Origin of the sequence: Parenemella sanctibonifatiensis (genome assembly GCF_002250565.1) — a bacterium.
In the GTDB taxonomy this organism is placed as follows: Bacteria; Actinomycetota; Actinomycetes; order Propionibacteriales; family Propionibacteriaceae; genus Parenemella; species Parenemella sanctibonifatiensis.
Genome location: NZ_NMVJ01000001.1, coordinates 874377 through 898283 on the forward strand (window position 1 = coordinate 874377; position 23907 = coordinate 898283).

Below are 23907 nucleotides of genomic sequence, written 5' to 3' on the forward strand. Positions count from 1 at the left end.
GCTGCTGCCCCGGCTGGGTCCGTCGGTCAGGCCCGGCTGATGGTGATCTCGGGCGGCTGCCGCAGCGTCTGGGCGACCACGCAGTAGCGCTCGGTCAGCTCCAGCAGCCGAGCCACGCTCTGATCGTCGGCGTCGGTGTCGAGGTCGAAGCTGAGGTCGATCGCCGTGAAGCCCACCGGGACCGACTTGTCGAGCCCGAGCGTGCCGCGGGCATCCCAGTGGCCGGTCGCGCGCACCGTGGCAGCTCGCAACTCGATCCGCATCGGCGTCGCCACCGAAGCCAGGGTCCCGCCGGCGCAGCTGGCCAGCCCCTGCAGCAGGATGTCACCGGAACAGGCATCGACCCCGTCGCCGCCGACGGCCTTGTGGAAGCCGGCCCGGATCGGCACGGCCCAGCTCTCGACCGTGGCGGTGATCGAATCGCGCCCGCCCCTGGCCTCGGCGACCGAGGTCACCTGCGCCGACTCCGGGTGATCGCGGTAGCCATCCTTGAGCGGGCGTTGCAGAGCCCGCAGTTCGGTGACGCCGATGCCGTGGGTCGGCGAGGTCGTCACGGTGGCCCGGTTGCCGGGCACCACCTGGTCAGAAGTCATCTCCGCTTCCCCTCTCACAGCTGGTGCGTCGGTCTCGGTGTCGCGGACCACCGCAGAACCATTGAGCCTGCATCGGGCCTGCCGATCGTACGCGCTAGCCCACTGGCATACGCGACGAAGGTGTTCATGCGCGGGCTTCCTTTTTCAGGCTCGGTAGCTGCCGGCGTGGTGGACCAGCGGACCGGAGTTGGGGGCATGACGGGCGGCGGAGACCTCGGCCAGCACGACGAAGCTGTCCCCGGCAGGCACCAGGTCGGAGATGTCAGCGGTCAGCCGAGCGCTGACGCCGGCCAGGCAGGGCAGCCCGTCGGCGGCGTACCCCCAGCTGCCGTCGTCAACGAATCGCTGCTGTCGGGGACCGGCGAAGCGGCGGGCAGTCGGCTCCTGCTGACGGTCGAGCAGGTGGATCGCGACCCGGCGGGTTCGCCCCAGTGTTGCCAGCGAACTGGAGCCACCGGACACGTTGAAGGAGACGATCGGCGGATCCATCGACACGGAGTTGACCGAGATGGCCGTGAAGCCGACCGGCCCGGCGTCACCGGTTGCGGTGACGACCCAGGCGCTGCTGGCAGCCTGACGGAACACCGGACGCAGGTCGAGCGCAGGCGCGGCCTGATCGATCTGGTCTGCGGCGATCGAGTTGGACATGCAATCTCTCCCGGGTGTCGGTGGCCGGCATGCCACGGCAATCATCATCCCACGTTGGAGGCCTCAATTAAATCGTTATGCCCGGTGGGTGAGACGGGCCCGGCTGCCGGCGTACGCCCGGCGCTCCCGCCGCACGGACCTGCACAACTACAGCCCGCTGCACCTACGCAGCCCGAACCGACGCTTTCACCTGCACAACTACAGCCCGCTGCACCTACGCAGCCCAAATCGGGGCGTACACCTGCACAACTACAGCCCGCTGCAGTTACGCAGCCGACCCCGCCCCCTTGTTGCTGCGTCTTTGATCCCAGCCGGCACGCCAGGGAGACCTCCCGGCGGCCAGGGCTGCCCGCGTACGCCCGCGCCCTCCGCGTACGCACAAAAACCCCGCCCAGCAGGGCGGGGTTTCCGTCAGAGTGGACGTCTCAGCGGCCGGTGCCGGCGTAGACGACGGCCTCGCCCTCGGCGTCCAGGCCGAATGCGGTGTGCGCAGCACGAACGGCGTCGTCGACCTTCTCGGAATCGACCACGACCGAGATCCGAATCTCGGAGGTGGAGATCATCTCGATGTTGATGCCAGCCTCACCCAGCGCGGTGAAGAAGCGGGCGGTCACACCGGGGTGGGAGCGCATCCCGACGCCGACGACCGAGACCTTGCCGATCTGGTCGTTGTAGAGGACCTCCTTGAAGCCGACCTCCTCACGGATTCGGTTGAGCAACTCGACACCCTTGCGACCGTCGGTGGTCGGGACGGTGAAGGAGATGTCGGTGCTGCCGGTCGCCACCGAGGAGACGTTCTGGACGATCATGTCGACGTTGATGTCGGCGGTCGACACGGACTCGAAGATCCGGGCCGCTGCACCGGGCTGGTCCGGTACGGCGACCACGGTGATCTTGGCCTCGTTGCGGTCATGCGCGACGCCGGAGATGAGGGCGGCTTCTTCCATGCTGCTTCCTTCGATCTGGTTGAGGTCCTTGACCCAGGTGCCGGGCTTGTCGGAGAAGGACGAACGGACGTGGACGGGAACGTTCTCGCGGCGCGCGTACTCAACGCAGCGCAGGTGCAGGATCTTGGCGCCGTTGGCCGCCATCTCCATCATCTCCTCGTAGGAAATCTCGGGGATCCGGCGGGCACCGGGCACGATCCGCGGGTCAGCGGTGAAGATGCCGTCGACATCGGAATAGATCTCGCAGTAGTCGGCGCCGACTGCGGCGGCCAGAGCTACAGCGGTGGTGTCGGAGGCACCCCGCCCCAGCGTCGTGACATCCTTGGTGGTCTGCGAGACGCCCTGGAATCCGGCGACGATGACGATGTCGCCCTCCTCGATGGCGGAGGTGATACGCCCCGGGGTGATGTCGATGATCCGGGCGTTGCCGTGGGTCTCGGTGGTGATGACGCCGGCCTGGGAACCTGTGAAGGACCGAGCCGTCGCGCCGAGGTCGTGGATCGCCATCGCCAACAGCGCGGCGCTCATCCGCTCCCCCGCGGTGAGCAACATGTCGAGCTCACGGGGCGGCGGCTGCGGGCTGACCTGGTTGGCCAGATCCATCAGCTCATCGGTGGTGTCGCCCATGGCAGAAATGACGACCACCACGTCGTCACCCTTCTGCTTGGCGTTGACGACCCGGCGGGCGACGCGCTTGATGCTCTCGGCGTCGGCCACCGAGGAGCCACCAAACTTCTGTACAACGCGTGTCACTACGGGACCTCCGGGTCGAGAACTTCCTGCGCGCACACTGTAGCGAGCGGCGCTGGGGGACTCAGCCTCGTCCATGACCGAGGAGGGCGGCCTCAAGTCGGGCCGGGGCAGCTGCGGCGCAACTACAGCGGATTGTAGAAATGCAGGCCGAATCGCCGATTCTGGCTGCGGAACCTCAGTGGACTGTAGTTGTGCAGGTCTGCGCCGGCGGAGGGCAGCGCCACGTACGCCAGGGTGCGTGCGATAACGACGGTAACTTCGGGCTTTGCAGCTGAGGTGCCAACGAGGAAATCTGACCATCGTTTCTGCACGCTCAGCCCGTACGCCGGCCGCGTCAGCCCAACCGAGCCTCAAAGGTGGGGTCGTGGGGGCGGTGTCGGGGTGTGGCGGGCGTACCGGAGCGGTACCCAACCGGACTACGGAGCGTACGCCGCCCCCACTGCCCGACCCGAACCCAAGTCGCCCCACGAGCACCCAAGCGCCACGCGCGTACGCGCATCGTCCGATCGGAGGATGCCCGGGGCCTGCGGATCGTTGGCCGACTGGGCATAATGGAAGGCATGGCAGGTCCTCCCAAGCGCATCGGCGATGCGGAACGCGACCAGGCGGTGCAGGCCCTCCAAGACCACATGGCCAAGGGGCGGCTCGACACCGCCGAGTTCGACGAACGCATGACCCAGGCGCTTCGGGCCAAGACCCTCGACGACCTGCACCCCCTCTTCGACGACCTGCCCGGTCCGCTGCCGGCGGGCCTGCTCGGCGGCCGCAGCCCCTACAACCTGGGCGCCTCGGCCTCCCGCGGCGGCGATGGCGTCGCCGTACGCCCCGGCAGCACTGGCAGCAAGCACTCCTCCGACGGGACGAGCTCATCAGACGGAACATGGGCGTGGTTCACCCGGCACGCCGACACCATCAACATGTTGGCCTGGCCGGTCACCATCCTGCTGATCATCATCAGCCGCGGCAGCCTGTGGTGGCTGATCTTCGTGACGATCTTCCTGTTGCCGGCACTGATGGACAAGCACCGCAAGAAGTGAGCCACGGGCGTACGCCTGGAGCCGCCGGGCCGACCTGCACAACTACAGCCTGCTGAGCTTTCGCAGCCCGAATCGGCGTTTTGACCCGCACAACTACAGCCTGCTGAGGTTATACGCCGCCGACGGGCCCCGCTCTTGCTGCGTCGTTCCCGGGCCGGCAATCCACGCGCCACAACCAAAAACGCACGGCCAACAGCAACGGGCCCGGAGCATCAGCTCCGGGCCCGTCCTGCTGTCGAATCAGCGGCCGGTGTCAGGCAGCTTCACCGGCGGCTGGTCGTCATCGTCGTCCTCGTCATCGTCGTCCGCAGCCGGCGCACCGATCAGCAGGGTTGCCTTGGAGGGCGACTCCAGCACGATCATGCCTTCCTGGTGGCCGACCGCGACCGGCCCGACCAGACGCCCGTCGGAGACGAAGTAGACCTCGCGGCCACTCGGCACCCGCAGTCGCAGGGTGCCCTGCACCTGGGCGCCGGTGTTGGCGACGTCGACCCGGATCCGGCCATCGGCCTGCTCCTGGCAGGTGATGGTGATGCTGTCACCGGCCGCGAACCGCGCCGACATGTCACCGCACTGCCCGGTCAGGGTCGTGATCGGACGCTGCAGCAGCACCTGCACCTCACGTTCGACCAGGTTGCCGGCCCGGTCCACCGCGGTCAGGGTCACCGGCACGGTCTGGTCCAGCTGCAGGCCGGACAGGTCAGCCTGCACGGTGAGGGCCTTGTCGAGGTCGTCGGCCACCGTGTACGCCGCATTCAGCTGCTCCTCGAGGTCGCCGTCCGGGTTCAGCGTGACCTGGTCGGGGCCCTCGATGACCGGGGCCCGGTCCAGCGCGAAGACCACGGCCTCTCTGGTGACGTTTCCGGCTCGGTCGGTGGAGAAGACCTCCATGATGTGACGGCCCGACTGGAGACCGGTCAGGTCGACGTCCACGCTGAGCGTGGTCACCGGCTCGGCGGCCGCCTGACGAGGCTGGGCCTGGCCGGACTCAGCGCCGGCCGACGGCGTACCGGTTGCGCCCGGATCCGGATCGGCCGGGTCACCGACGGACACGAAGGAGGCGCCCTCGGCCGGCACCACCGGGGTGGCCGGCTGAGCAACAACCTGGCCGTCGATGCGGACCGCCAAGTCCCGCAGGTGGTCATCGGTGGCCGTCACCTTCGCCTGAGTGGCGTCGGTCCGGGTCGAGTCAACCCCTTCGATCGTCAGTTCGGGCGCGCGGTCGTCGTGGATGACCGGGATCACCTGTTCCTGACCGTTGCCGGCCATGTCGTACAGGCCCAGCAGCACCTTGTCCCCGTCGGTGACGTCGATCTCGGCGCTGAAGTCGCGGCGGTTCACCTCGGCTCCCGGATCCCAGATGTTGCCGATCTCCTCAATCGCCGAACCGTTGATGTTGAGCTGGTAGCCGAAGGCGTTGTCCCACACCGAACCGGCGAACTCGGCGGTGGTGGACGCGTCGCTCACATACAGCGCACCGTCCTCGGCGATCTGCGGCGAGTTCAGCGTGAGCCCGGGCAGCTTGGAGTCGTAGAGGAAACGCCAGGCCGCATCGGCCAGCACGTCACCGTTGGTGTCGACGACCCGGTAGTTCAGCTTGGTGATGCCCTGGTTGAGCTCCACCTCGACGCTGAACCGACGGTCCGGGCCGACCTCGACGGTCTGACCGGCCACCTCGAACTCGCCGACCGCCCGATAGAAGGTGCCCGAGATCGTGTAGAAGATCCGGTCGCCGTCCTTGCGGATGTTGGGGTCGTCGGGGTTGAGGAAGTACGCGACCTTGCCGAACGGCTCCAGCGGCCCGAGGATCGACAGCAGGTTGCCCTGCAGCGTTGGGTCGTCGAAGACGATCGCCTGCAGACCGGTCTCGTCGGTCTCCCGCGCCAGCAGCGGCGTCTCCTGCGCACTGTTGAGTCCGTCGGAGGCGTACACGATCAGCGTCGCCAAGCCCGGATCGGGGGCGATGGTGACGTCGAAGCTGCCGTCCTCGTTCATCGGGGTCTCGTAGTTGACGCCGAGGCCGCCGACGTAGAGGTAGAGCTCGCGCTCCCCGCCCGGACTGGCCTGGTCGTCGGTGACTCGACCCTGGACGCGTACCTCGCCGTTGTCGTCGAGGACCACCCGGCCATCCTCGTCGAGCGGGACGTTGAGCTCGATGGCCGGCGGCTCGATGTCGACGACCAGCGTCTGCTCAGCGGTGCTGAGTTCGACGCCGGTCGCGTTGTACGCCACCACCCGGATCAGGTTGGCACCCGGGGTGACCGAGACCCGCGTCTCGAAGGTGCCGTCGGCGTTGAGTTCGGCCTCGACACCGTTGACGGTGACGCGAGAGGTGTCGCTGGTGGCGTAGCCCTGGACCACGTGGGTCAGGTCCTCGTCGATCAACGGGGTCCCGGTGTAGGGGTTGGCCGAGTCGAAGTTGGCCGGCTCCAGATAGAGGTCGGGGTGGACGAAGTCGGCGCCGCTGTCCCCGGCCAGATCGTGGCTGGTGACGCGGTTGCCGGCGATGTCGGTCAGCTGGAAGGTCAGCACCTCGACCGCACCGGGATCGGCAACCGTCACGGTCCAGCTGTTCTCACCGGTCACCTCGATGGTGTCGCTGTCCCCCAGTCCGTCGACCTCGAGCGAGCCGGGCGTCAGGCCGGAGCGGTCGTCCGACGCGGTGACGGTGTACGTCAGGGTCCCGTCGCCGGACACCTCGGCGGTGTAGTCCAGGGTCGGCGCGACCCGGTCCAGGGTGACGGGCATGTCGTACGCCTGCCAGGGCCGGTCCTGCGCCAACCGGGCCCGGACGCGGTAGGTGTAGTCACCATCGGCGACCGGCACGAAGGCACCGACCTTCGGGTCCCACACGGTGCCGTTCCAGGCGTACGCCGTGGACTCGTTGACGGCATTGCCGGCCGGGTCGATGCGGCTCAGCGGGAGCCGCTGGTATTCCTGCTCGAAGCCGAGGTCGCGCAGCACGGTGCCGTCAGCGGCAACGATCTGGTAGTTGATGTCGGAGGCCGAGCGGAGCAGCACGAAGCCGGGGTGGACCGTGTCGGCCAGACCGTCGCCGTTGGGCGAGATGGCATTCTCGCCCTCGCCTCGCGGCACCGGCATGCCCTGGTAGGAGCTCCACAACTGGGTCACGTTGCCCTGCCCTGCGCCGAAGAACTGGTCCAGCAGCGAGTCGCCCTCGGCGTACACCGGCAGGTCAATGATCGGCTCGGCGTTCCAGTCCCCGACGAAGCCGAGGTAGGGCAGCGCCAGGCTGGGCTGGTCCGCGTCCTCGGACGTCAGCTGCAGCCAGCCCTGGAGCCAGTGGTCCGCGGCGGCGGAGTTCGGGGTGATGGTCCACGACACCGTCGCGGTGCCACCGGCCGGCACGGTCACCGTGGCGTCGTCCGCCGTGGCCGACTCACCGGTGGCGCAGGTCACCGAGCTGGGAGCGTCGCCGGGCTGTTGCTCGGCGAGCACGCAGGTCTGGCCGGTGCTGAAGGTGGCATCGGCGTCGCCGGCGTTGGTCAGCTCGACGGTGACGGTGCGGGGGCCGGTGATCTCCTGCAGCGCGATGGTCGGCGATCCGTCGACGGTCGCGAAGATCTCACTCGCCAGCGCGTCGTCGACCTGCACCAGGCCGGCACCGATCTGGCGCGGCGCCTGCAGCGCGTCCTGATCGGGCACCAGCGCAGTGTTGGTGGCCGCGATCCGGGCGCGGGTGTTGCGCTCGGATGCCGACAGCTCGGGGTAGCGCTCGGCGTACGCCTGCTGCAGCAGCGCCGAGACGCCGGCCACGTGCGGGGCGGCCATCGAGGTGCCTGACTTCACGCCGTAGCCACCGTCATTCTGGGTGGAGTAGACGTTGCCGCCGATGCCGGCGATGGCGGGGTGGAACTGCAGGTCCGGGGTGGAACCCCAGGACGTGAAGGACGACGGGTTGCCGGCATTGGGGCCGGGCTGGGTGGCCCGGTCCTCGGTCAACCGCAGGGTGACGGCGGTGCCGTCCTCGAGCAGGGCGGCCAGTTCTTCACCGTCGTCCTGGCCCATGCCGATCACCGGGACGGTGGCGTTCTCGAGACCGGCCATGCCGGCGATCTCGCTGCCGCCGGTGTTGTTGTGGATCACGACACCGGTCGCGCCGGCGTTGACGGCGTTCCCGACCTTGTCGCTGAAGGCGATGCCGCCGCGGGCGACCAGCACCCACTTGCCGGCGACGTCCAGGCCCGAGTAGTCACCGGGCTCGCCGAGCCCCGCGTAGACCAGTTCATGCGGGTTCGCGTCGAACTCACCGGCCTGCTGGTCGTACGCCACGTCGGTGCTGCCACCCTGCCACGTCGCCTCGGCGGTGATGACCACCATGGTGTCGCCGTCGACCGAGGCAACCGCCCACGCATCGGGCGAGGTCGCCGGGGAACCGACGGTGGCGTTGTCGAGCTGGCCCAGCATGTTGGTGGTCTCGCCGAGCGGGTCGGAGAACAAGCCCTCGTTGCCGGCCGCGACGACCACCTGGGTGCCGGCGGCCTGGGCGTTCCGGATGGCCCGGGCCTCGCCCTGCACATCAATGTCGGTGCCGCCGGGCGAGCCGAGCGAGAGGTTGATGACGTCGGCGCCGCGGCGTACGGATTCTTCGATGGCGGCGATGACGTCGTCTTGGTAGGCACCGGGACGGGCCGGATCATTGGAGAAGACCTTCATGGCCAGCAGCTGGGCGTTCGGGGCAACGCCGGTGACGGCAAACTCGCCTTCCCCGTTGGCGGCGGCGATGCCGGCCACGTGCTGGCCGTGTTCGTCGATACTGGCGTCCTTGACGACCCTGTTCTGGTCGGCGAAGTTCCAGCCGTAGGGCACCTTCTCGGTCCACCCCTCCTCCGGGTCGAGCTTGTTGGAGGCCAGCGCGTCGTCGTCGATGCGCATGTCGGGATGCTCGAGGTCGATGCCGGAGTCGATGATCGAGATCACCATGCCGCGGCCGTCGACATCGTGGTGCTCGCGGGCGGCCGGGACCTGAGTCTCCTCACCGATGAGGACGTTCTGCTCGTAGCGGCCGACCGGCTTCACCGAGGCGATGCCGGGCTGCGCGGCCAGATTGCGGATCTCGCTCTGCGGCACCCATGCCGAGAAACCGTTGAGCAGCAGTCCAAACTTGCGCTCCACCTGCAGGCCGTGACGGGCCTGCCACTCGCCGAGCTGGCCGTCCAACCGGGACAGGTTGGCGCGCTCATCGCCCAGCCCGGTGGGCTGCTGCTCCAGCAGCACCATCACCTTCACCAACGGCGCATCGGCCGCGGGTGCGGCGCCGTCGGCGGGCGGACTGGCCGGCGGCGCGGCGAAGCCACGCATCGGCATCAGCAGGGCAGCCACGAGGGCCAGAATCAGCAACGCGCGAGGACGCGACTTGGACATGCGCTACTCCCGGGGGGTGCGCCCGCAGGCGCGGCAAGCGAGGGTGGGGTCCGCGGGGAAGCGCGCCCCGGTGGCGGGGCTGGACTTGGCTGGAAGTTATCGCTGAACGGGTGCGCGGGTTCCTCAGGTCAGCCGACCGTGACCAAGTTGTGACCTGATCGGTCGCTGCCCCCGGGCCCGACGGCGGGCCTCACAGCACCGGCTCGCCACCCACGAGGACGGTCAAGGCGGCCGGATCGACCGTGACGACGTGTTCGCCGTCGGGTGTGCGGATCCGGAGTTCCTGCCGACCGTCGTCGAGGTGTCGCCGATCGAGGGTGAAGGCCTCCGGCTCCGTCGCCCCGACCCGGATCGCCCAGGCGGTGTCAAGGATCGTCCGGCCGGGGCGGACGGCGTACGCGTCGTGTCGCTCGTCGGCGACGACCTGGTCCACCGTGATCGAGCGCAACCCCGCCCCGGGCTCGGGGTGGCGGACGGCGAGGTTGCCGCTGACCCGGACCTCGAGCGCGTCGTCGATCCGCAGGCCGGCGCCATTGGCGCACGGGACCTCAACCAGGCTGCGCTCCCGAGGCGTATACACGTCGTTCGGGAGGAGCAGGTTGAGGGCGTACGCCTCCAGCAACGGCGCGTGGTAGGTCCCGGCTCGGCACAGTTGCAGGCCCACGACGGTGGCGTCGTCGGGCAGTGCGACCACCGCCATCGTCGTGGTCGCCGCTGGGGTCCCCTCCGGTGAGTGCCAACCCTCGACCACGAAGAGGTCGTGGCCCTCCCCGACCACACCGACCGAGGCGAACCCGCCCGGGAACGTCGCCAGCCGGTAGTCGCCGAGCCGCCGATGTTCACGGGCGCTCTCGGTCGGCACGGCCGCGGGCTTGGCGCCCTCCCAGTGCAGGACCGGCGCGAGGTTCATCGACCACTCCGCCAGGTCCGGACGATCGGTCGGCAGCACCAGGGTCTGGCTGAGCGAGTGGGCACGCCAGCACACCGACGCGACGCGACCAGGGCCACGGGTGTACGCGAAACCGTGCTCCTGGTCGTGCCATTCGGCGACCGATCCGGGCAGTGGGTCCGCGGCCGGCCGCATCCCGACCTGCCCTGTCGACCCCGTCCGGGTCGACCCCGCCGCCGCCTGCTCCACTGACCCTGCCCAGCGCAGCCACCAGGCCCACGTCAGCGCCCGGTCCGTCTCCATGCGCTGGTAGTAGTAGGGCTGCCGCCGGGCCAGGTGCGCAAGCCGGCCGCCGTAGAAACTGCCGTCCTCGCCTGCGTCCTGCTCGCGCATCCCCAACCGGAGCACCTGCTCGGTCAACCCGCGCGCGTCGGGGTCGCCCAGCACCCGGTCGGCGTACAGCAGCGTCGGCAGCAGGTATTCCTGGCAGTACGCGTACCGCACCCGCGAGTCGCCACCGGGGCGCAGCAGCCGACCATCGGGGCCAATCAGCGGCTTGATCGTGCGCCACAGCCAGTCCTGCCGCCACGCCAGTGCCTCCGGCGTGTCCCAGCCTCGCTCGACGAAGTCGATGTGCGCCATCGCGGCGTTGCTGGCGCAGATCACCAGATAGCCAACATTCATGTACGCGTGGTGGTCCAGCGACAGGCTGTCGAAGAAGTTCGCACCGCGGTGGACGTCGCCGACTCGGATTCCGTCGACGACCTCGTCGCTGTCGGCGTCGGCCGACACCGAGATGCCGTTGAGAAGAAACTCCACCGCGCGTCGGCGGTAGTCGGCGGCGCGCGGGGCGTCGGCGTACGCCATCGCGGTCCGCCACAGCGCGGTGCCGTTCCAGATGTTGGACTCGGGTGCGTTCTTGCCGCTGCTGCCCCACTTGCCGCCGTGGATGCCCCGGTGCGGCCCGCGGACGTAGTCGTCGGTGAGCCAGTCCGCCTCGGCCAGCCGGAGCCGTCGCAGCCCCGCGGCGTCGGTCGCGGGCAGGCCAGGCTCGAGCAGGTCGAGCGCGAAGCCGGCGCGTTCGGGCCCGAGGCTGCTGATCCAGGTCGGCTCCCAGGGGCGGCCGTCGGCGGTCACGCCACCGCCGCTGACGTGGGAGTCGAGGGCATAGCGCAGCGACGACTCAGCCCGGTCCCGCGCCCACGCGCGTACCTCTGGGGTGGAGCCGTGCTGGGCCACCATCGTGGCCGCACCCAGATAGGGGTACAGCGTCTGGATGCCCCAGCCGGGATAGCCCGCTCCGTACCAGCTGCGGCCCGCGTCGTCCGAGCGCACCCACCGATCCGCCGATCCCAGCCAGCGTTCCAGTCGGGCAGCCACCTCGGCTCCGAGCACACTCAACCGATGGGGGCCACTCAGCCGGTCGCTCATGCCGTCTCCAGCACAGAGTCATCCTCGGCATACTCGACGCCGAGTTGCCCCAGCGCCGCGGTGAGGGTTTCCATCACGGCCAGGGTGTCCTCCAGCGGCATCAACTCGGACTCTGTGTGGCCGGCGAGCACCCGGGACGTCACCTCGGCGAGCTCGTGGGCATACCCGCGGCCGGTCCGGGGACAGTCGAAGGTGACCTGCTCCTCGCCGTCGCGGTGCAGGACGATCGCTTGGCTGTGGTGGAACTGGGGCACCAGTTCGGCCCAGCCCTCGGTGCCGTGGAGCGTGAAGCGGCCCGCGCCGCTCACCTCGGCGGAGCAGTACAGCGAGGACACCGCGCCGTTGGCGTGGCTGAGCTGGACCGCGGCGGTCCCGTCGACGCCGGTGCTGACCAGCCGGCCGGTGGCCCGCACGTCGGTCACCGGACCCAGGAAGTCGTGGGCGCAGGAGATCGGATAGACACCCAGGTCGAGCAGCGCGCCGCCGCCCAACGTCGGGTCGAAGAGACGATGACTCGCATCAAAGGGGAAGTGGGTGGTCAGGTCGCCGTGCGCCCCGCGTACCTCTCCCAGCGCCCCCTCATCGACCAGCTCGTGCAGCTTGCGGGTGGCGGGCTGGAACCGGGTCCACATCGCTTCCATGCAGAAGGTCCCGGTCGCCCGGGACGCCTCGACGACCTCCCGGGCGCCCGCCAGGGTCACGGTGAACGCCTTCTCCACAAGCAGATGCTTGCCGGCCTCGATCGCGGCCAACGCGAGCTGGTGATGCTGCGGATGCGGGGTGGCGATGTAGATGACATCGACCTCGTCGTCCTCGATCAGTTCCCGATAGGAGCCGTACGCCCGCGGGATGCCGTGCTCATCGGCGAAGGCGCGGGCACGGTCCTGGCTGCGCGATCCCACCGCGACGAAGGTCGCATCGGGGACCAGGTCCCGATCGGCCAGCACGGAACGGGCAATGTTGCCGGTGGCGGCGACTCCCCAACGAATCTGCTTCATGCCCCACGACCTTACGACCCCACGACCTCTCGACCCCACCCCTCGCCCGTGGCTTGGCCCGTGACACCCCGACAACACCTGACCGAGGTCAACCAGGAGGAGGTGTCAGCTCTCGGCGCGGCCGTGATGGCGCACGTTGCTGCCGGCACCCATGCCACCGCCGCCGAGGCCGCCGTCGCCATGTCCTCACCGGGCACCACCAGCGAACCCGATCCGCAGACCGCCTCCGTGTACGCCGAACTGGCTGACCTGCAGGCCGAGCTCTATCCCGCGCTGCACCCGATCTTCGAGGCGCAGCACGCGTTCGCGATGCGTCACCCGCTCAGCTGATTGCGCCGCTGTCCGTGGTGATCTCGACCTGAGGCATCTCGCCGCTGGTGTCGAGGGTGACGAGGTAGTCCTCACCACCGGACCGGACGCGCAGTTCTTGGCCGTGGTCGCCGGTCCGGTGCCGCTCGAACTGCAGCGGCGGCTCACCCGGTGCGGTCACTCGGATTGCCCAGGCGGTGTCGAGGATGACCGACCCGGGTGCGACGAAGAAGGCGCCGCGGCGTTGGTCGGCGCGGAACTGGTCCACCCCGATCGAGCGCAGCGCCGGATCCTGGTCGGTGGAGACCTGCACGCGCTCCAACGTCCCGCTGACCCGGACATCGAGCACGTCGTCGATCACCACTCCCGCCCCGGTACTGCAGGGCACTTCGACCACAGTGCGATCCGGCGTGTGAACGTCGTCGGGGATCTGCAGATTCAGTCCGTACGCCGACAACAGCGGCACGTGGTAATCCCCGGCTCGGCACAGCTGCAGGCCTACCACCGTGGCATCATCGGGCAGCGCCACCACGACCATGGTGGTCATCGCGGCGGGCTGGTCAGCCGCCGATCCCCACCCCTCCTGGATCCGCAGGTCGAGCCCCTCGGCAACCCGCGCCGACGTGACGAAGCCACCCTCGATGGTCTGCACCGAGAAGTCCGCCAGGCGCCGGTTGGTCCGGGCACTCTCGGTGGTCGACTTGGCCGCACCGGCGCCCTCCCACTGCAGCACCGGCGCCAAGTTCATCGACCACTCGGCCAGGTCGGAACGATCGGTGGGCACCACCAGGGTCTGGCTCAAGGATTCGGCATGCCACGCCGCCGACGCGAACCGGCGCGGCCCGCGTACCACCGCGAAACCGTGCTCCTGGTCGTGCCAGGACAGCGTCTCACCGGACCGGACCCAGATCGAGGGACGCTGCGACTCATCGGAGCTGGCCCCGCTTGTCGGTGTCTGGCTGGTCGGTGTCTGGCTCAGAGCCGTCGCGCCGGCCCGTCGCAGCCACCAGGCCCAGGACACGGCACGGTCAGCTTCCAGCCGGGTGTAGTAGTAGGGCTGCCGCTCGGCCAGGCCCCGCAGTCGACGACCGTAGAAACTGCCGTCGCCACCCTGGTCCTGCTCCCGCATTCCCAGCCCGATAAGCCCCTGGGCCAGCGCCGGCGCCTCGACGTCGCCGTGGACCCGGTCGGCGTACACGAGGCTGTGCAGCAGGTATTCCTGACAGTACGCGTACCGCACCCGGGAGTCGCCACCGATCCGCACCAGCCGACCGTCGGGGGCGATCATCGGCTTGATCGCCTGCCACAGCTCGGCTTGGTGCCAGCCCAGCGACTCCGGAGCCGCCCACCCCTGCTCCGCGAAGTCGAAGTGCGCCATCGCGACATTGCTCGCGCAGATCACCATGTAGCCGGCATTGAGATAGCTGTGGTGGTCGAGTGAGTAGCTGTCAAAGAAGTTGGCGCCGCGATGGACGTCAGCCACCCGTACGCCGTCAACGACCGCCTGGCTGGCGGCGTCCGCCTCGACGCTGACGCCGTTGAGCAGGAACTCGACGGCTCGGCTGCGAAATTCCTCGGCCCGCGGCTCGTCGGGGTAGGCACTGGCGGTGCGCCACAGGTGCGCACCGTTCCAAATGTTCGACTCCGGCCAGTTCTTGCCGGAGTCGCCCCACTTGCCGGCCTGGATGCCGGCCAGCGGCCCGCGTACATGCTCCTCCAGGAGCCAGGTCGCCTCCGCCACGCGTACCTCTCGGAGCCGGTCGTGGTCGGCCTGGCTGAGGTCGTCGGCCAGCAACGCGATCGCGAATCCTGCCCGTTCCGGACCCAGGTTGCTGATCCAGGTGCTCGGCCAGCGCCGGCCGTCGGCCGTGACCTGCGCGCCGGTGCGGTGGCTGTTGAGGGCATACCGAAGCACCGTCAACGCCCGCTCCCGGGCATGATCGCGGACCTCGGGCGTGGCGCCATAGCGACCGAGCGTCGCGGCGGCACTGAGGTAGGCGAACTGACTCTGGATGCCCCAGCCGGGATAGCCGGAGCCATACCAACAGCGGCTGGCATCGGCCGGATCGATGGTCACGTAACTCTCCATCGATTCCAGCCAGCCCGCCAACCGGTCGGCCACCGACCTCCCCAGCGGCGTCAGATTCTCGTACGCCGCCGCATCAGGCTCGGTCATGTCACTCCATCGGGTTGGTGTCGATGTCCTTCTGGTACTCGTCGATGATGGTCTGGCCACCCTCGTCGATCCAGCGCTGGGCAGCGGGGCGCCAGTCCGAGACCGGCCGCCGACCCAGCACGATGTCCTCCGAGACGCCCTTGAGATCCCGGTTGAGCGCGCTGAGGTTCTTCTCGGCGCTCGCGGAGTAGTAACCGAAGACCGGGTTGTCCAGGCACTTCTCCGTGACGCTGCGCTGGTGGTTCCAGGCAGACTCCACCGCATCCGGACGTCCGGGTGAATAGATCGCGCGGGCGGCATCACACATGTAGAGCGAACCGATGTTGACCTCGTCGGCCTTGTCGGTCGGGACCGGATCGGAGCTGCCGTTCTCGAGGGTGAAGTTGTGGCCCTCGATGCCGTACTTGTTGAAGCGGTACTCCTCGGTGCCGACCGGCGCGGCCAGCCAGTCAGCGATCTTGAGCAGCGTGGGCAACCGGTCCCCGACGTTGGCGTTGATCGCGGTGATCCCGAAGTTGGGGTTGGGCAGCGACTGGGTGCCCTTGCCACCGTTGACGCCGTTGACGGGCAGCGCCTGGATCTCCAGCCCCTCGGTCTGGTTGCCGTACTGCACGTAGAGGCTGAACCAGGCAATGAAGGAATCGGGATGCAGGACGCCGATGCCGGTGCCGAACCATGCCTTGCGGTTGGCGACCTGGGTGGCAGCGGCCTCCGGGTGCACCACCCCGTCCGCGGTCATCCGCCGAGCGGCCTCGAGCGCTTCCTCCTGGCGCTCGTCCAGGAGCGCCTGGGTCAGCCGGCCGCCCTCGTCACGGATGAAGGTCTGGGGGATGTCGTACATCGACTTGATGTGCCCCAGCGGCGAACCGGTCCAGGCAAACTGTCCGCCGCCGGTGAGTTCCTTCGACATCTCCTCCAGCGCGGCCAGGTCGGTGGCATCCGCGACGGACATACCGGCGGCTTCCATCAGGTCCTCGCGGCACAGGATGGAGCCGAGCGACACCAGGCCTCGCTCCAGCGGGAGGGCGCGGATCCGGCCACCAAAGACACACTGACGCCAGGACGCCTCCGGAATGTTGGCCAGACCGGGATAGTCGGTGATCGCGTCGCCGGCCAGGAAGTCGGTGAGGTCGGCAGCGGTCGCCGACATGAACTGCGGCAGCGAGGTGGCCGCGCCGATGTAGAACATGTCCGGCAACAGGTCGCCGGCCGTCGCGGTGGCAAACTTGGCGTTGTACTCCCCCGCCGGCGTGACCACGATGTCCAGCGGCGAACCGACCCGCTCGTTCATCTCCTGCCAGAACTTGTTGTTGGGCAGGGTCGGCGGCGGCGCGAACGAGGTCGGCCCCATGAAGGTGACCGGGGTGCCGTCGCCGGGGGTCTGGTCGCTGAAGACCGGCGGATCCGCGGGGTAGGTGGTGAACGCAGCGGAGCTGCGCCCCGATTCGGCTGGATAGTCCGGCTCGACCCCGTCGTAGGGAATGTAGGAGGGCAGCACGGCCCGGTTCTGGGCGGTGTCCTCCTGCGGCTTCTCGGTGGTGCAGCCGACGGTGGCGATCGCTGCTGCTGCGGCGGCGCCGCCGAGCAAGGTACGCCGGTTCAGCATCGGTGCTGCGGCTCGGTTGGTGTGGAAGGGGGACATTCACTACTCCGATCAACCTTGATGGAATGGCTTGGGGTGAGCCGATGGGCGCCACCACGATGGGGATTGCGCTTTCTGACGACTTTACAACGTTGTGTTCATCGCGTCCACCATCCCATGCAACAACCAACCGCGCCCCGGCGGCGGTGGGTCGCGACAGGTGCGACCTACCTCCGCTGGGGCGCGGGTTGTCTGGCTGTGCTGGTGTCTGGAACTGACCTCAGATGTCGTCGCGACGCTCGCTGCGATCCACCCGCGAACCGGTGGTCGGGTCGACGCTGGTGTGCGTGACCTGGGAGGTGTTACGCGAACGGGTCATCATGATGATGCTGAAGATCGTCACGATCGCACCGGCGGCGATGAGGATGTAGCCGATCATCGACCATTCGACACCGTCGATCGACCACAGGCCGGGCAATGCCCACGCCACGATCGCACCGAGGGCCATGAGAAATACACCAAGTCCGATACGCATTCTGTCCTCCTGTTGACTGCCGCGACGCGTGCCGGGCGTACGAACTCTAACCCGATGTCGACACGGTTTCGCGCACCGCGGGTCAGCTGTGCAGGTGTCCTTCGGTCGGCACCTCGGCCTCGGCCCAGTAGCCGCCCGGGGCGAACAGGGTCTCGACCACCTGTTCCAGCAGACCGAGCTCGAACAGCGCGTCCATGATCGTGTAGCGGGCACGGATCGTCTGGGACTGGTAGTAGGTCAGCTTCATCTTGTCGAGGTCAACGTCCACCTGGGCCGGGTGGTAGGGACCGCCAACGCGCTTGAGGATGTCGGCGATCTCAGCGGCCGGCATCACCTGCGGCTTGACCCGTTCCAGGATCGCGGGCCAGTGCTCCTGGATCAGCCGGATCCGGGCCGGCACCTCCTCGGCCGGGATGTACTTCGCCCGCGACTGCCCCAGCGCGGCTTCCTGGATCGCCGGCACCGGCTGCAGCGCCTTGACGCGGGCCTCGTCCTCCTCGGGGCTGAGCCAGGCCGCGGCCCGGGCCTCGGGGTCCACCCCGGCGACATCGAGGGATGCGAGCAGGTCATAGACGGCCGAGGTCGCGACCGCTCCGATGCCGACCTTGTTGCCGTGGCTCAACGGGGGCTCCCAGTCCAGACCGTGGCCCTCCATCTCCCACTGGTGGGAGAAATTGTGTCCGGCGCCCGACGCCGGCCGGGAGGACTGGTGGGCCTGCATCGCCAGCCCGGACAGCAGCAACTCCTCGGCGAGACCCTCAACGGCCTCGGGGTCGCCGGCGCGCAGCCCGTCGGGGTTGGACAGCGCCGCCCGCAGCGGCTTCTGGACCAGGTCCCAGACATCCTCGTCGACGGCCTCGATGCCGAGTTCGTCGGCGACCAGCCAGTCCGCGCCGCCGGGCACCTTCTCGATCAGGTCACCCAGGCCGGTGGCGGTCAGCCGCGGCGGCGCAGCGGCCATGATGTCGAAGTCAGCGACCAGCGCGGCCGGGGCCGGGCAGTCACGGGTGATTTTGAACCCGTCGCGGGTGATGGAGGCGCCGTAGGCGGCGTACCCGTCCATCGACGCTGCGGTGCAGACGTTCATGTACGCCCGTCCCAGCTCACCGGAGGCCAGCTTGGCGATGTCATTGAGGGTGCCGGAGGCGATCGAGACCGCGATCGCGTCGACCTGCTGCAGCGCCTCGCGCAGCGTGGTGACGTTCTCGTAGCCGGCGTACAGGGTCGGCGTACCCGGGAAGATGTAGGGGTCGAGAAGGGTGACGCCGGCCGCCTCCAAGGAGGCCTTGACCTGGTCTCCGGCGACCGCCCAGGTGTTCTCGTCGGCAACGATGATGGCGCTCTGGTCGCCGAACACCTCTCGGAAGACCTCGCCCGTACGCCCGACCACACCGCGACCGGTGACGATCGCCTTGGTGTCGGTGGAACTTTCCAGCGCCGTGTTGATCAGGTCAGACATGGTCACCCTTCCGGTTGAGTGTCGGCAGCTGTGCACTGCCCGCCAAACGGGTCCGGGAAAAAAGTTCCCTGGTTCGGGCAACCCGGCCCGCCCCTGACATCGTACTAATCATGGACTGGCGCTCGTCAGGGCCTCGCTGACCGGTGTGGTCCCCCATCACGCCCGACCATGAACATGGCAACCTCGGAAAGGGAGTCACATGTCACGCATCACCTCGTCCGCAAAGCTTGCCCGCCTCGGCGCTGGCCTGGCCGCAGCAGCACTGGTCGCGGTTGCTGGCTGTTCGCAACCCGAGGCCGGCGGCGAGCCGACCACCCCGGTCGAGACCACCACGGTGGAGGTCCCTGCGACCACCACGCCTGCGGAGACGACGTCGACGAGCGAACCCAGCTCGTCGGAGACCAGTTCGTCGGAATCCAGCTCGTCGTCGCCGGAAACCTCCTCATCGAGTGGTGCCGAGGACCGCCCCCTGGACAGCGTCCAGGACGAGGTGACCGTCGGAGAAACCGTGAAGACGCCGTTCTGGGACGTCACCGTCAAGGACTACACCCGCGCCGAGACCGACGTCAGCCTCGAGCTCGAAGTCTGCAATGCCTACCAGCCCGAGGACCGCGAGGACGCCGAGATCACCCTCGACCACTGGTACCTGATCGCCTACGACGGTGAGACCTCGACGCCGGAGGACGCCAAGCCGATCGCGCTGTCGGAGTTCGAGAACCTCCAGGCCGGTGACTTCGAAGGCACCCTGTCCGAGGGTGAGTGCACCTCCGACACGGTCACCCTCGAGGTCGCACCGGACATCATCATCAGCTCGGTCGCATTCTCCGACGGCAGGTTCGAGGACGGTGCCAACCAGATCAGCTGGTCCTTCGCCGGCGAGTGAGACCTCAGGGGGTCTCACCGACTGCAATCCCATCAGAAAACGTGACGGGGGCGGCTGCGAAGCCGCCCCCGTTCGGTGTCGTTCGGGTACGGATCAGGCCTTGCTGATGCCCAACCGCAGGCCCAACTCGTCGTCGACGACGGCGTCCGGGCCGGGGTCGGCTTCGGCCATCGAGGTCGCCAGGACCTCGTCTGCGATGAGGTCGGCGTGCTCGCGTACCGCCTCGGCCAGGTCACCATCAGCGAACCAGGTCAGCGAGATCCGGTCCGACACCTCGAAGCCGGAGTTCTTGCGGGTCTCCTGCACCAGGCGTACGACCTCACGGGCCAGACCGGCCCGCACCAGCTCCGGAGTGAGCTCCAGGTCGAGCGCCACCGTCTCGCCCTGCTCGTTGATGACCGACCAGCCCTCCCGGGGCCGTTCGGTGAGCAGCACGTCGTCGGCGCCGACCTCGACCGGTTCGTCGAAGCCCGTCACCTCCAAGGTGACCGGCCCCTGCGGCAGGCTGCTCGCCAGCCAAGCCGCGTCAGCCGCGGCGATCGCCTTGGCCACCACCGGAGTCTGCTTGCCGAACCGCTTGCCGAGGTTGCGGAAGTTGCCCTTGGCCTCGTAGTCGATCAGGTCCCCGGCATTGGCGAAGGACTCCACGGCCTGCACGTTGAGCTCCTGGCAGATCTCGGCGCGCAGGTCGTCGGTGAGTTGTCCGTACGCCGCGGAGGGCACCAGAGCCCGCCGCAGCGGCTGCCGGATCTTGACCTTGGCCTCCGCGCGGGCGCCGCGACCGAGCTCCACCAGGCGCTTGGTGAGTGCCATGCCGCGATCCAGGTCGGCGTCGATCGCCGACTCGTCGGCGGTCGGCCAGCCGGCCAAGTGCACCGATTCAGCCACCCCCGGGGTGACCGGGACGATGATCTGCTGCCAAACCTTCTCGGTGACGAACGGCATGATCGGCGCCATCAGCAGCGTCAGTGTCTGCAGAGTGTCCTGAAGGGTCTGCAGTGCGCCCGGCTCGCCGTCCCAGAACCGCCGACGGGAGCGGCGCACGTACCAATTGGACAGTTCGTCGACGAAGCCCTCCAGCAGCTGGCCGGCGCGCAGGCTGTCGAAGCCGTCCATAGCCGCGGTGACATCGCGCACCAGCGCCTGGGTGCGGCTACGCAGCCAGCGATCCAACACGTGACTCGAGCCCCGCCCATCACTCGACTGCTGGCCGGGCAACCAGTTGTTGACGCGGGCGTACAGCGCGTGGAAGGCGACGGTGTTCCAGTAGGTCAGGATCACCTTGCGGACCGTGTCGTTGAGGGTGGTGTCGCCCACCCGGCGCGACGCCCACGGGGATCCGCCGGCGGCCATGAACCAGCGCACCGCGTCGGCGCCGTGGTCATCCATCAGCGGGATCGGCAGCAGGATGTTGCCCAGGTGCTTGGACATCTTGCGGCCGTCCTCGGCCAGGAGCAGCCCCAGACACAGTACGTCGCGGTAGGCGCTCTCGCCGAAGACCAGCGTCCCGACCGCCATCAGGGTGTAGAACCAGCCGCGAGTCTGGTCGATCCCCTCGCAGATGAAGTCGGCCGGATAGGCGGCCTCGAAGCGTTCCTTGGATCCCTCGACCCAGGGATATCCGAACTGCGCGAACGGCATCGCACCCGAGTCGAACCAGCCATCGATCACGTCGGGCACCCGCCGGTAGGTGCCTTCCTCGCCGTCGACGGTGAAGGTCACCTCATCGATGAAGGGGCGGTGCGGATCCAGGCCGGACAGGTCGCGACCGGCGTACGCCGACAGCTCGGCCAGCGAGCCGATACAGACCATCCGACTCGGGTCGGCGTCGTTGCGCCAGATCGGCAGCGGCGTGCCCCAGTAACGGCTGCGCGACAGCGCCCAGTCGATGTTGTTTTCCAGCCAGTCGCCGTAGCGGCCGTGCTTGATGTGGTCGGGATGCCAGGTGGTCGCCTCGTTCTGGGCGATCAGCTGGTCCTTGACCTGGGTGGTGCGGATGTACCACGACGGCTGCGCGTAGTACATCAGCGGGGTGTGGCAGCGCCAGCAGTGCGGGTAGGCGTGCAGGTAGTCGAGCTTGCGGAACATCAGGCCGCGATCGGTCAGGTCAGCCACCAGCGCGGGGTCGGCGGCCTTGAAGAACTCCCCACCCACCAGCGGCACGTCCGGGCCGAAATGGCCATCCGGCTGGATCGGATTGACGACCTCAAGGCCGTAGCTGCGGCACACCGTCATGTCGTCAGCGCCGAAGGCGGGCGCCTGATGGACCAGACCGGTGCCGTCGGTGGTGGTGACGTAGTCGGCGAGCACCACGAAATGGGCCGGCTTCTCAAAGGACACGAAGTCGAACGGACGCTCGTACGCCCAGCGCTCCAGTTCGCGGCCGGTCCAGCTCTGTCCGGTGGGCTGCCAGGTCGGCTCGCCCTCCTTGCTCGGGAGCGCAGTCTCGACCAGCGGTTCGGCGACCACCAGGGTTTCGGAGCCGTTGCTCATCGCCAGGTAGGTGACCTCGGGGTGCACCGCCACCGCGGTGTTGGAAACCAGCGTCCACGGCGTGGTGGTCCACACCAGCAGGGAGGCCTGCCCGGCGAGCGGGCCCGAGGTGAGCGGGAAGCGTACGTAGACGGAGGGGTCGGTGATGTCCTCGTAGCCCTGGGCGACCTCGTGGTCACTCAGCCCGGTGCCACAGCGCGGGCAGTAGGGGGCGACCCGGTGGTCCTGGCTGAGCAGGCCCTTGTCGAAGATCTGCTTCAGCGCCCACCACACCGACTCGACGTAGCTGGAGTTCATCGTCCAGTAGGCCTCGTCGAAGTCGACCCAGTAACCCATCCGCTCGGTCATCTCGGTGAAGGCATCGACGTGGCGGTGCACCGAGGCGCGGCACCTGGCGTTGAACTTCTCGATGCCGTACGCCTCGATCTCCGGCTTGCCGTTGATGCCGATCTCCTTCTCGACGGCGAGCTCGACGGGCAGACCGTGGCAGTCCCAGCCGGCGCGGCGGTCAACGAAGCGGCCCTGCATGGTCTGGTAGCGAGGGAACATGTCCTTGAAGACCCGGGCTTCGACATGGTGGGTGCCGGGCTGGCCGTTGGCGGTCGGCGGGCCCTCGTAGAAGTTCCACGGCTGGCCGTCCCGGGTCTGCTCAAGCGCCTTGCTGAAGGTGCCCTCGTCGCGCCAGAGGGCCAAGATCTCGTGGTCGGTCGCGGGCAGGTCGATCTGCGCGGGAACAACGGGCCAATGGCGTTCGGCGGTCATGCGAGGCTCTCCTGAAGGTGCGGCATCGTCCAGTTACAGGTCGTTCAACTGCAAGGGACGAGCCGAGGCCCGCGGTACCACCCTTGTTGGCACGCCACCGGCGTACCCACTCTTGCTCGCCGCGGCCGGTTCTAGTGAGCTCCGCCAGTTCAATGGACAGTGGAGCCGTTCTTCCGGCAGCTCCGGGGTGATGGCCCCATCTGCGCCGTGCGACGGGGAGAGTGTACCCCGACACCACCGGTGTTGCCGAGAGGATTTCCCGGCCCGGATCAGGCGGTCTGGCGAGCCACCTTGCGGCCCACGAGCCAGGCCCACACCGCGGTGGCCAGGCCCAGCACCGCAGTGACGGCCAGGACCTGCACGGGGGCGGTGAAGATGAAGGCGCCACCGATGCCACCGGCGATCAGAATGCCGGCCCACCCCAGCGCGTGCCACAACTTCGCAAACCCGGCCATCGCGGGCACGCCCGTGATCATGGCCAGATTGCCGATCGTCCAGGTGGTGCCCAGAAAGGCCACCAAACCGAGCGGTTGCGTCATCGAACCGCCAACCGAGCCCCACGGGCCGGCGTACCCCTGCAGGACGTAGTAACCCGCCACCACCGCCATGCCTCCAGTCACGACCAGCGGCCCCGTGACCATGATTCGGCTCACCGTCGCGGGCGGGAAGCCGTTGTCCTGGCGGTCTCGTTCGTGCAGCAAGAAGGGCAGATAACCGGACAGCACCCCGACCATGATCCCCAGCCAGATCGGGCCGGGCTCGACCTCGCTGTTGTTCTGGGTGCGGAGCAGGCCCGCGGAGGCGAGCAGGTCCAACCCGATGATGAAGACGACCGCGACCACGGCGGCGGTGATCTGCATCCCCCAGCGCATGGTGGCCGGTTCTTCCTTGGGCTCGCGAGCGGGCGCCTGCTGGGGGCCGTTCTCGGGGAGCCAAGTGGACGGCGGCTGCCCCTGCGGGGACTGGCCCCACCCGGAGTCGTTGCGTTGGTTGTCGTGACCCACGCCGCGACGCTACCCGACGACCG

General features: G+C 68.6%; 15 protein-coding genes. 3 read left to right on the forward strand and 12 right to left on the reverse strand.

Going from position 1 to position 23907, the window contains the following annotated elements:
• Nucleotides 1-26: 26 nt before the first annotated feature.
• The 3 genes from CGZ91_RS04120 to CGZ91_RS04130 form a co-directional block, all read right to left on the reverse strand.
• On the reverse strand, nucleotides 27-593 hold the full coding sequence (locus tag CGZ91_RS04120) for an OsmC family protein (RefSeq protein ID WP_229116413.1): 567 nt from the start codon (nucleotides 591-593) through the stop codon (nucleotides 27-29).
• Between the two features lie 144 nt (nucleotides 594-737).
• A complete protein-coding gene (locus CGZ91_RS04125) occupies nucleotides 738-1241 on the reverse strand; it encodes a flavin reductase family protein (RefSeq protein WP_179229200.1) in 504 nt (167 codons plus the stop codon).
• A 425-nt stretch (nucleotides 1242-1666) separates the two neighbouring features.
• Nucleotides 1667-2941, reverse strand: a complete 1275-nt coding sequence (locus CGZ91_RS04130) for an aspartate kinase (RefSeq protein ID WP_094452737.1) — start codon at nucleotides 2939-2941, stop codon at nucleotides 1667-1669.
• A 560-nt stretch (nucleotides 2942-3501) separates the two neighbouring features.
• Here CGZ91_RS04130 and CGZ91_RS04135 point away from each other — a divergent pair.
• Nucleotides 3502-3978: a DUF1707 SHOCT-like domain-containing protein gene (locus CGZ91_RS04135; protein WP_179229201.1), complete on the forward strand. Its 477-nt coding sequence runs from the start codon at nucleotides 3502-3504 to the stop codon at nucleotides 3976-3978.
• Between the two features lie 240 nt (nucleotides 3979-4218).
• Here CGZ91_RS04135 and CGZ91_RS04140 read toward each other — a convergent pair whose 3' ends face one another.
• From CGZ91_RS04140 to CGZ91_RS04150, 3 genes are all read right to left on the reverse strand, one after another.
• On the reverse strand, nucleotides 4219-9363 hold the full coding sequence (locus tag CGZ91_RS04140; protein WP_094452741.1) for a S8 family serine peptidase: 5145 nt from the start codon (nucleotides 9361-9363) through the stop codon (nucleotides 4219-4221).
• Nucleotides 9364-9553: 190 nt separating this feature from the next.
• On the reverse strand, nucleotides 9554-11683 hold the full coding sequence (locus tag CGZ91_RS04145) for a hypothetical protein (protein ID WP_094452743.1): 2130 nt from the start codon (nucleotides 11681-11683) through the stop codon (nucleotides 9554-9556).
• Nucleotides 11680-12681, reverse strand: coding sequence for a Gfo/Idh/MocA family protein (locus CGZ91_RS04150; RefSeq protein WP_094452745.1), 1002 nt, complete (start codon nucleotides 12679-12681; stop codon nucleotides 11680-11682). The genes CGZ91_RS04145 and CGZ91_RS04150 overlap by 4 nt, the downstream gene beginning before the upstream one ends.
• A gap of 60 nt (nucleotides 12682-12741) precedes the next feature.
• Between CGZ91_RS04150 and CGZ91_RS04155 the strand changes: the two genes are divergently transcribed.
• The gene (locus CGZ91_RS04155; RefSeq protein WP_094452747.1) at nucleotides 12742-13011 is read left to right on the forward strand and encodes a hypothetical protein; all 270 of its coding nucleotides are present in this window, start codon (nucleotides 12742-12744) and stop codon (nucleotides 13009-13011) included.
• Here CGZ91_RS04155 and CGZ91_RS04160 read toward each other — a convergent pair.
• The 4 genes from CGZ91_RS04160 to CGZ91_RS04175 form a co-directional block, all read right to left on the reverse strand.
• Nucleotides 13004-15166, reverse strand: coding sequence for a hypothetical protein (locus tag CGZ91_RS04160; protein WP_094452749.1), 2163 nt, complete (start codon nucleotides 15164-15166; stop codon nucleotides 13004-13006). The genes CGZ91_RS04155 and CGZ91_RS04160 overlap by 8 nt on opposite strands.
• Nucleotide 15167: 1 nt before the next feature.
• Nucleotides 15168-16808, reverse strand: a complete 1641-nt coding sequence (locus tag CGZ91_RS04165) for a type 2 periplasmic-binding domain-containing protein (protein WP_094452751.1) — start codon at nucleotides 16806-16808, stop codon at nucleotides 15168-15170.
• A 220-nt stretch (nucleotides 16809-17028) separates the two neighbouring features.
• Complete coding sequence (locus CGZ91_RS04170; protein WP_094452753.1) at nucleotides 17029-17283, reverse strand: DUF6458 family protein; 255 nt, start codon at nucleotides 17281-17283, stop codon at nucleotides 17029-17031.
• Nucleotides 17284-17365: 82 nt separating this feature from the next.
• A complete protein-coding gene (locus CGZ91_RS04175; protein ID WP_094452755.1) occupies nucleotides 17366-18742 on the reverse strand; it encodes a sn-glycerol-1-phosphate dehydrogenase in 1377 nt (458 codons plus the stop codon).
• Nucleotides 18743-18941: 199 nt separating this feature from the next.
• Between CGZ91_RS04175 and CGZ91_RS04180 the strand changes: the two genes are divergently transcribed.
• Nucleotides 18942-19625, forward strand: coding sequence for a hypothetical protein (locus tag CGZ91_RS04180; protein ID WP_094452757.1), 684 nt, complete (start codon nucleotides 18942-18944; stop codon nucleotides 19623-19625).
• Between the two features lie 93 nt (nucleotides 19626-19718).
• On the opposite strand, the gene ileS is transcribed toward CGZ91_RS04180, so the two are convergent.
• Nucleotides 19719-22880 carry an isoleucine--tRNA ligase gene (ileS, locus tag CGZ91_RS04185; protein WP_094452759.1) on the reverse strand — a complete coding sequence of 1054 codons (3162 nt, stop codon included), beginning with the start codon at nucleotides 22878-22880 and terminating at the stop codon, nucleotides 19719-19721.
• Between the two features lie 269 nt (nucleotides 22881-23149).
• Nucleotides 23150-23884, reverse strand: a complete 735-nt coding sequence (locus CGZ91_RS04190; protein WP_144276773.1) for a hypothetical protein — start codon at nucleotides 23882-23884, stop codon at nucleotides 23150-23152.
• Nucleotides 23885-23907 lie beyond the last annotated feature (23 nt).

What these genes read in the sequence shown, in the direction of transcription:
- CGZ91_RS04120 (WP_229116413.1), bottom strand. Translation starts at nt 593, where the DNA reads ATGACTTCTGACCAGGTGGTGCCCGGCAACCGGGCCACCGTGACGACC.
- CGZ91_RS04125 (WP_179229200.1), bottom strand. Translation starts at nt 1,241, where the DNA reads ATGTCCAACTCGATCGCCGCAGACCAGATCGATCAGGCCGCGCCTGCG.
- CGZ91_RS04135 (WP_179229201.1), top strand. Translation starts at nt 3,502, where the DNA reads ATGGCAGGTCCTCCCAAGCGCATCGGCGATGCGGAACGCGACCAGGCG.
- CGZ91_RS04140 (WP_094452741.1), bottom strand. Translation starts at nt 9,363, where the DNA reads ATGTCCAAGTCGCGTCCTCGCGCGTTGCTGATTCTGGCCCTCGTGGCT.
- CGZ91_RS04145 (WP_094452743.1), bottom strand. Translation starts at nt 11,683, where the DNA reads ATGAGCGACCGGCTGAGTGGCCCCCATCGGTTGAGTGTGCTCGGAGCC.
- CGZ91_RS04150 (WP_094452745.1), bottom strand. Translation starts at nt 12,681, where the DNA reads ATGAAGCAGATTCGTTGGGGAGTCGCCGCCACCGGCAACATTGCCCGT.
- CGZ91_RS04160 (WP_094452749.1), bottom strand. Translation starts at nt 15,166, where the DNA reads ATGACCGAGCCTGATGCGGCGGCGTACGAGAATCTGACGCCGCTGGGG.
- CGZ91_RS04165 (WP_094452751.1), bottom strand. Translation starts at nt 16,808, where the DNA reads ATGTCCCCCTTCCACACCAACCGAGCCGCAGCACCGATGCTGAACCGG.
- CGZ91_RS04170 (WP_094452753.1), bottom strand. Translation starts at nt 17,283, where the DNA reads ATGCGTATCGGACTTGGTGTATTTCTCATGGCCCTCGGTGCGATCGTG.
- CGZ91_RS04175 (WP_094452755.1), bottom strand. Translation starts at nt 18,742, where the DNA reads ATGTCTGACCTGATCAACACGGCGCTGGAAAGTTCCACCGACACCAAG.
- CGZ91_RS04180 (WP_094452757.1), top strand. Translation starts at nt 18,942, where the DNA reads ATGTCACGCATCACCTCGTCCGCAAAGCTTGCCCGCCTCGGCGCTGGC.
- ileS (WP_094452759.1), bottom strand. Translation starts at nt 22,880, where the DNA reads ATGACCGCCGAACGCCATTGGCCCGTTGTTCCCGCGCAGATCGACCTG.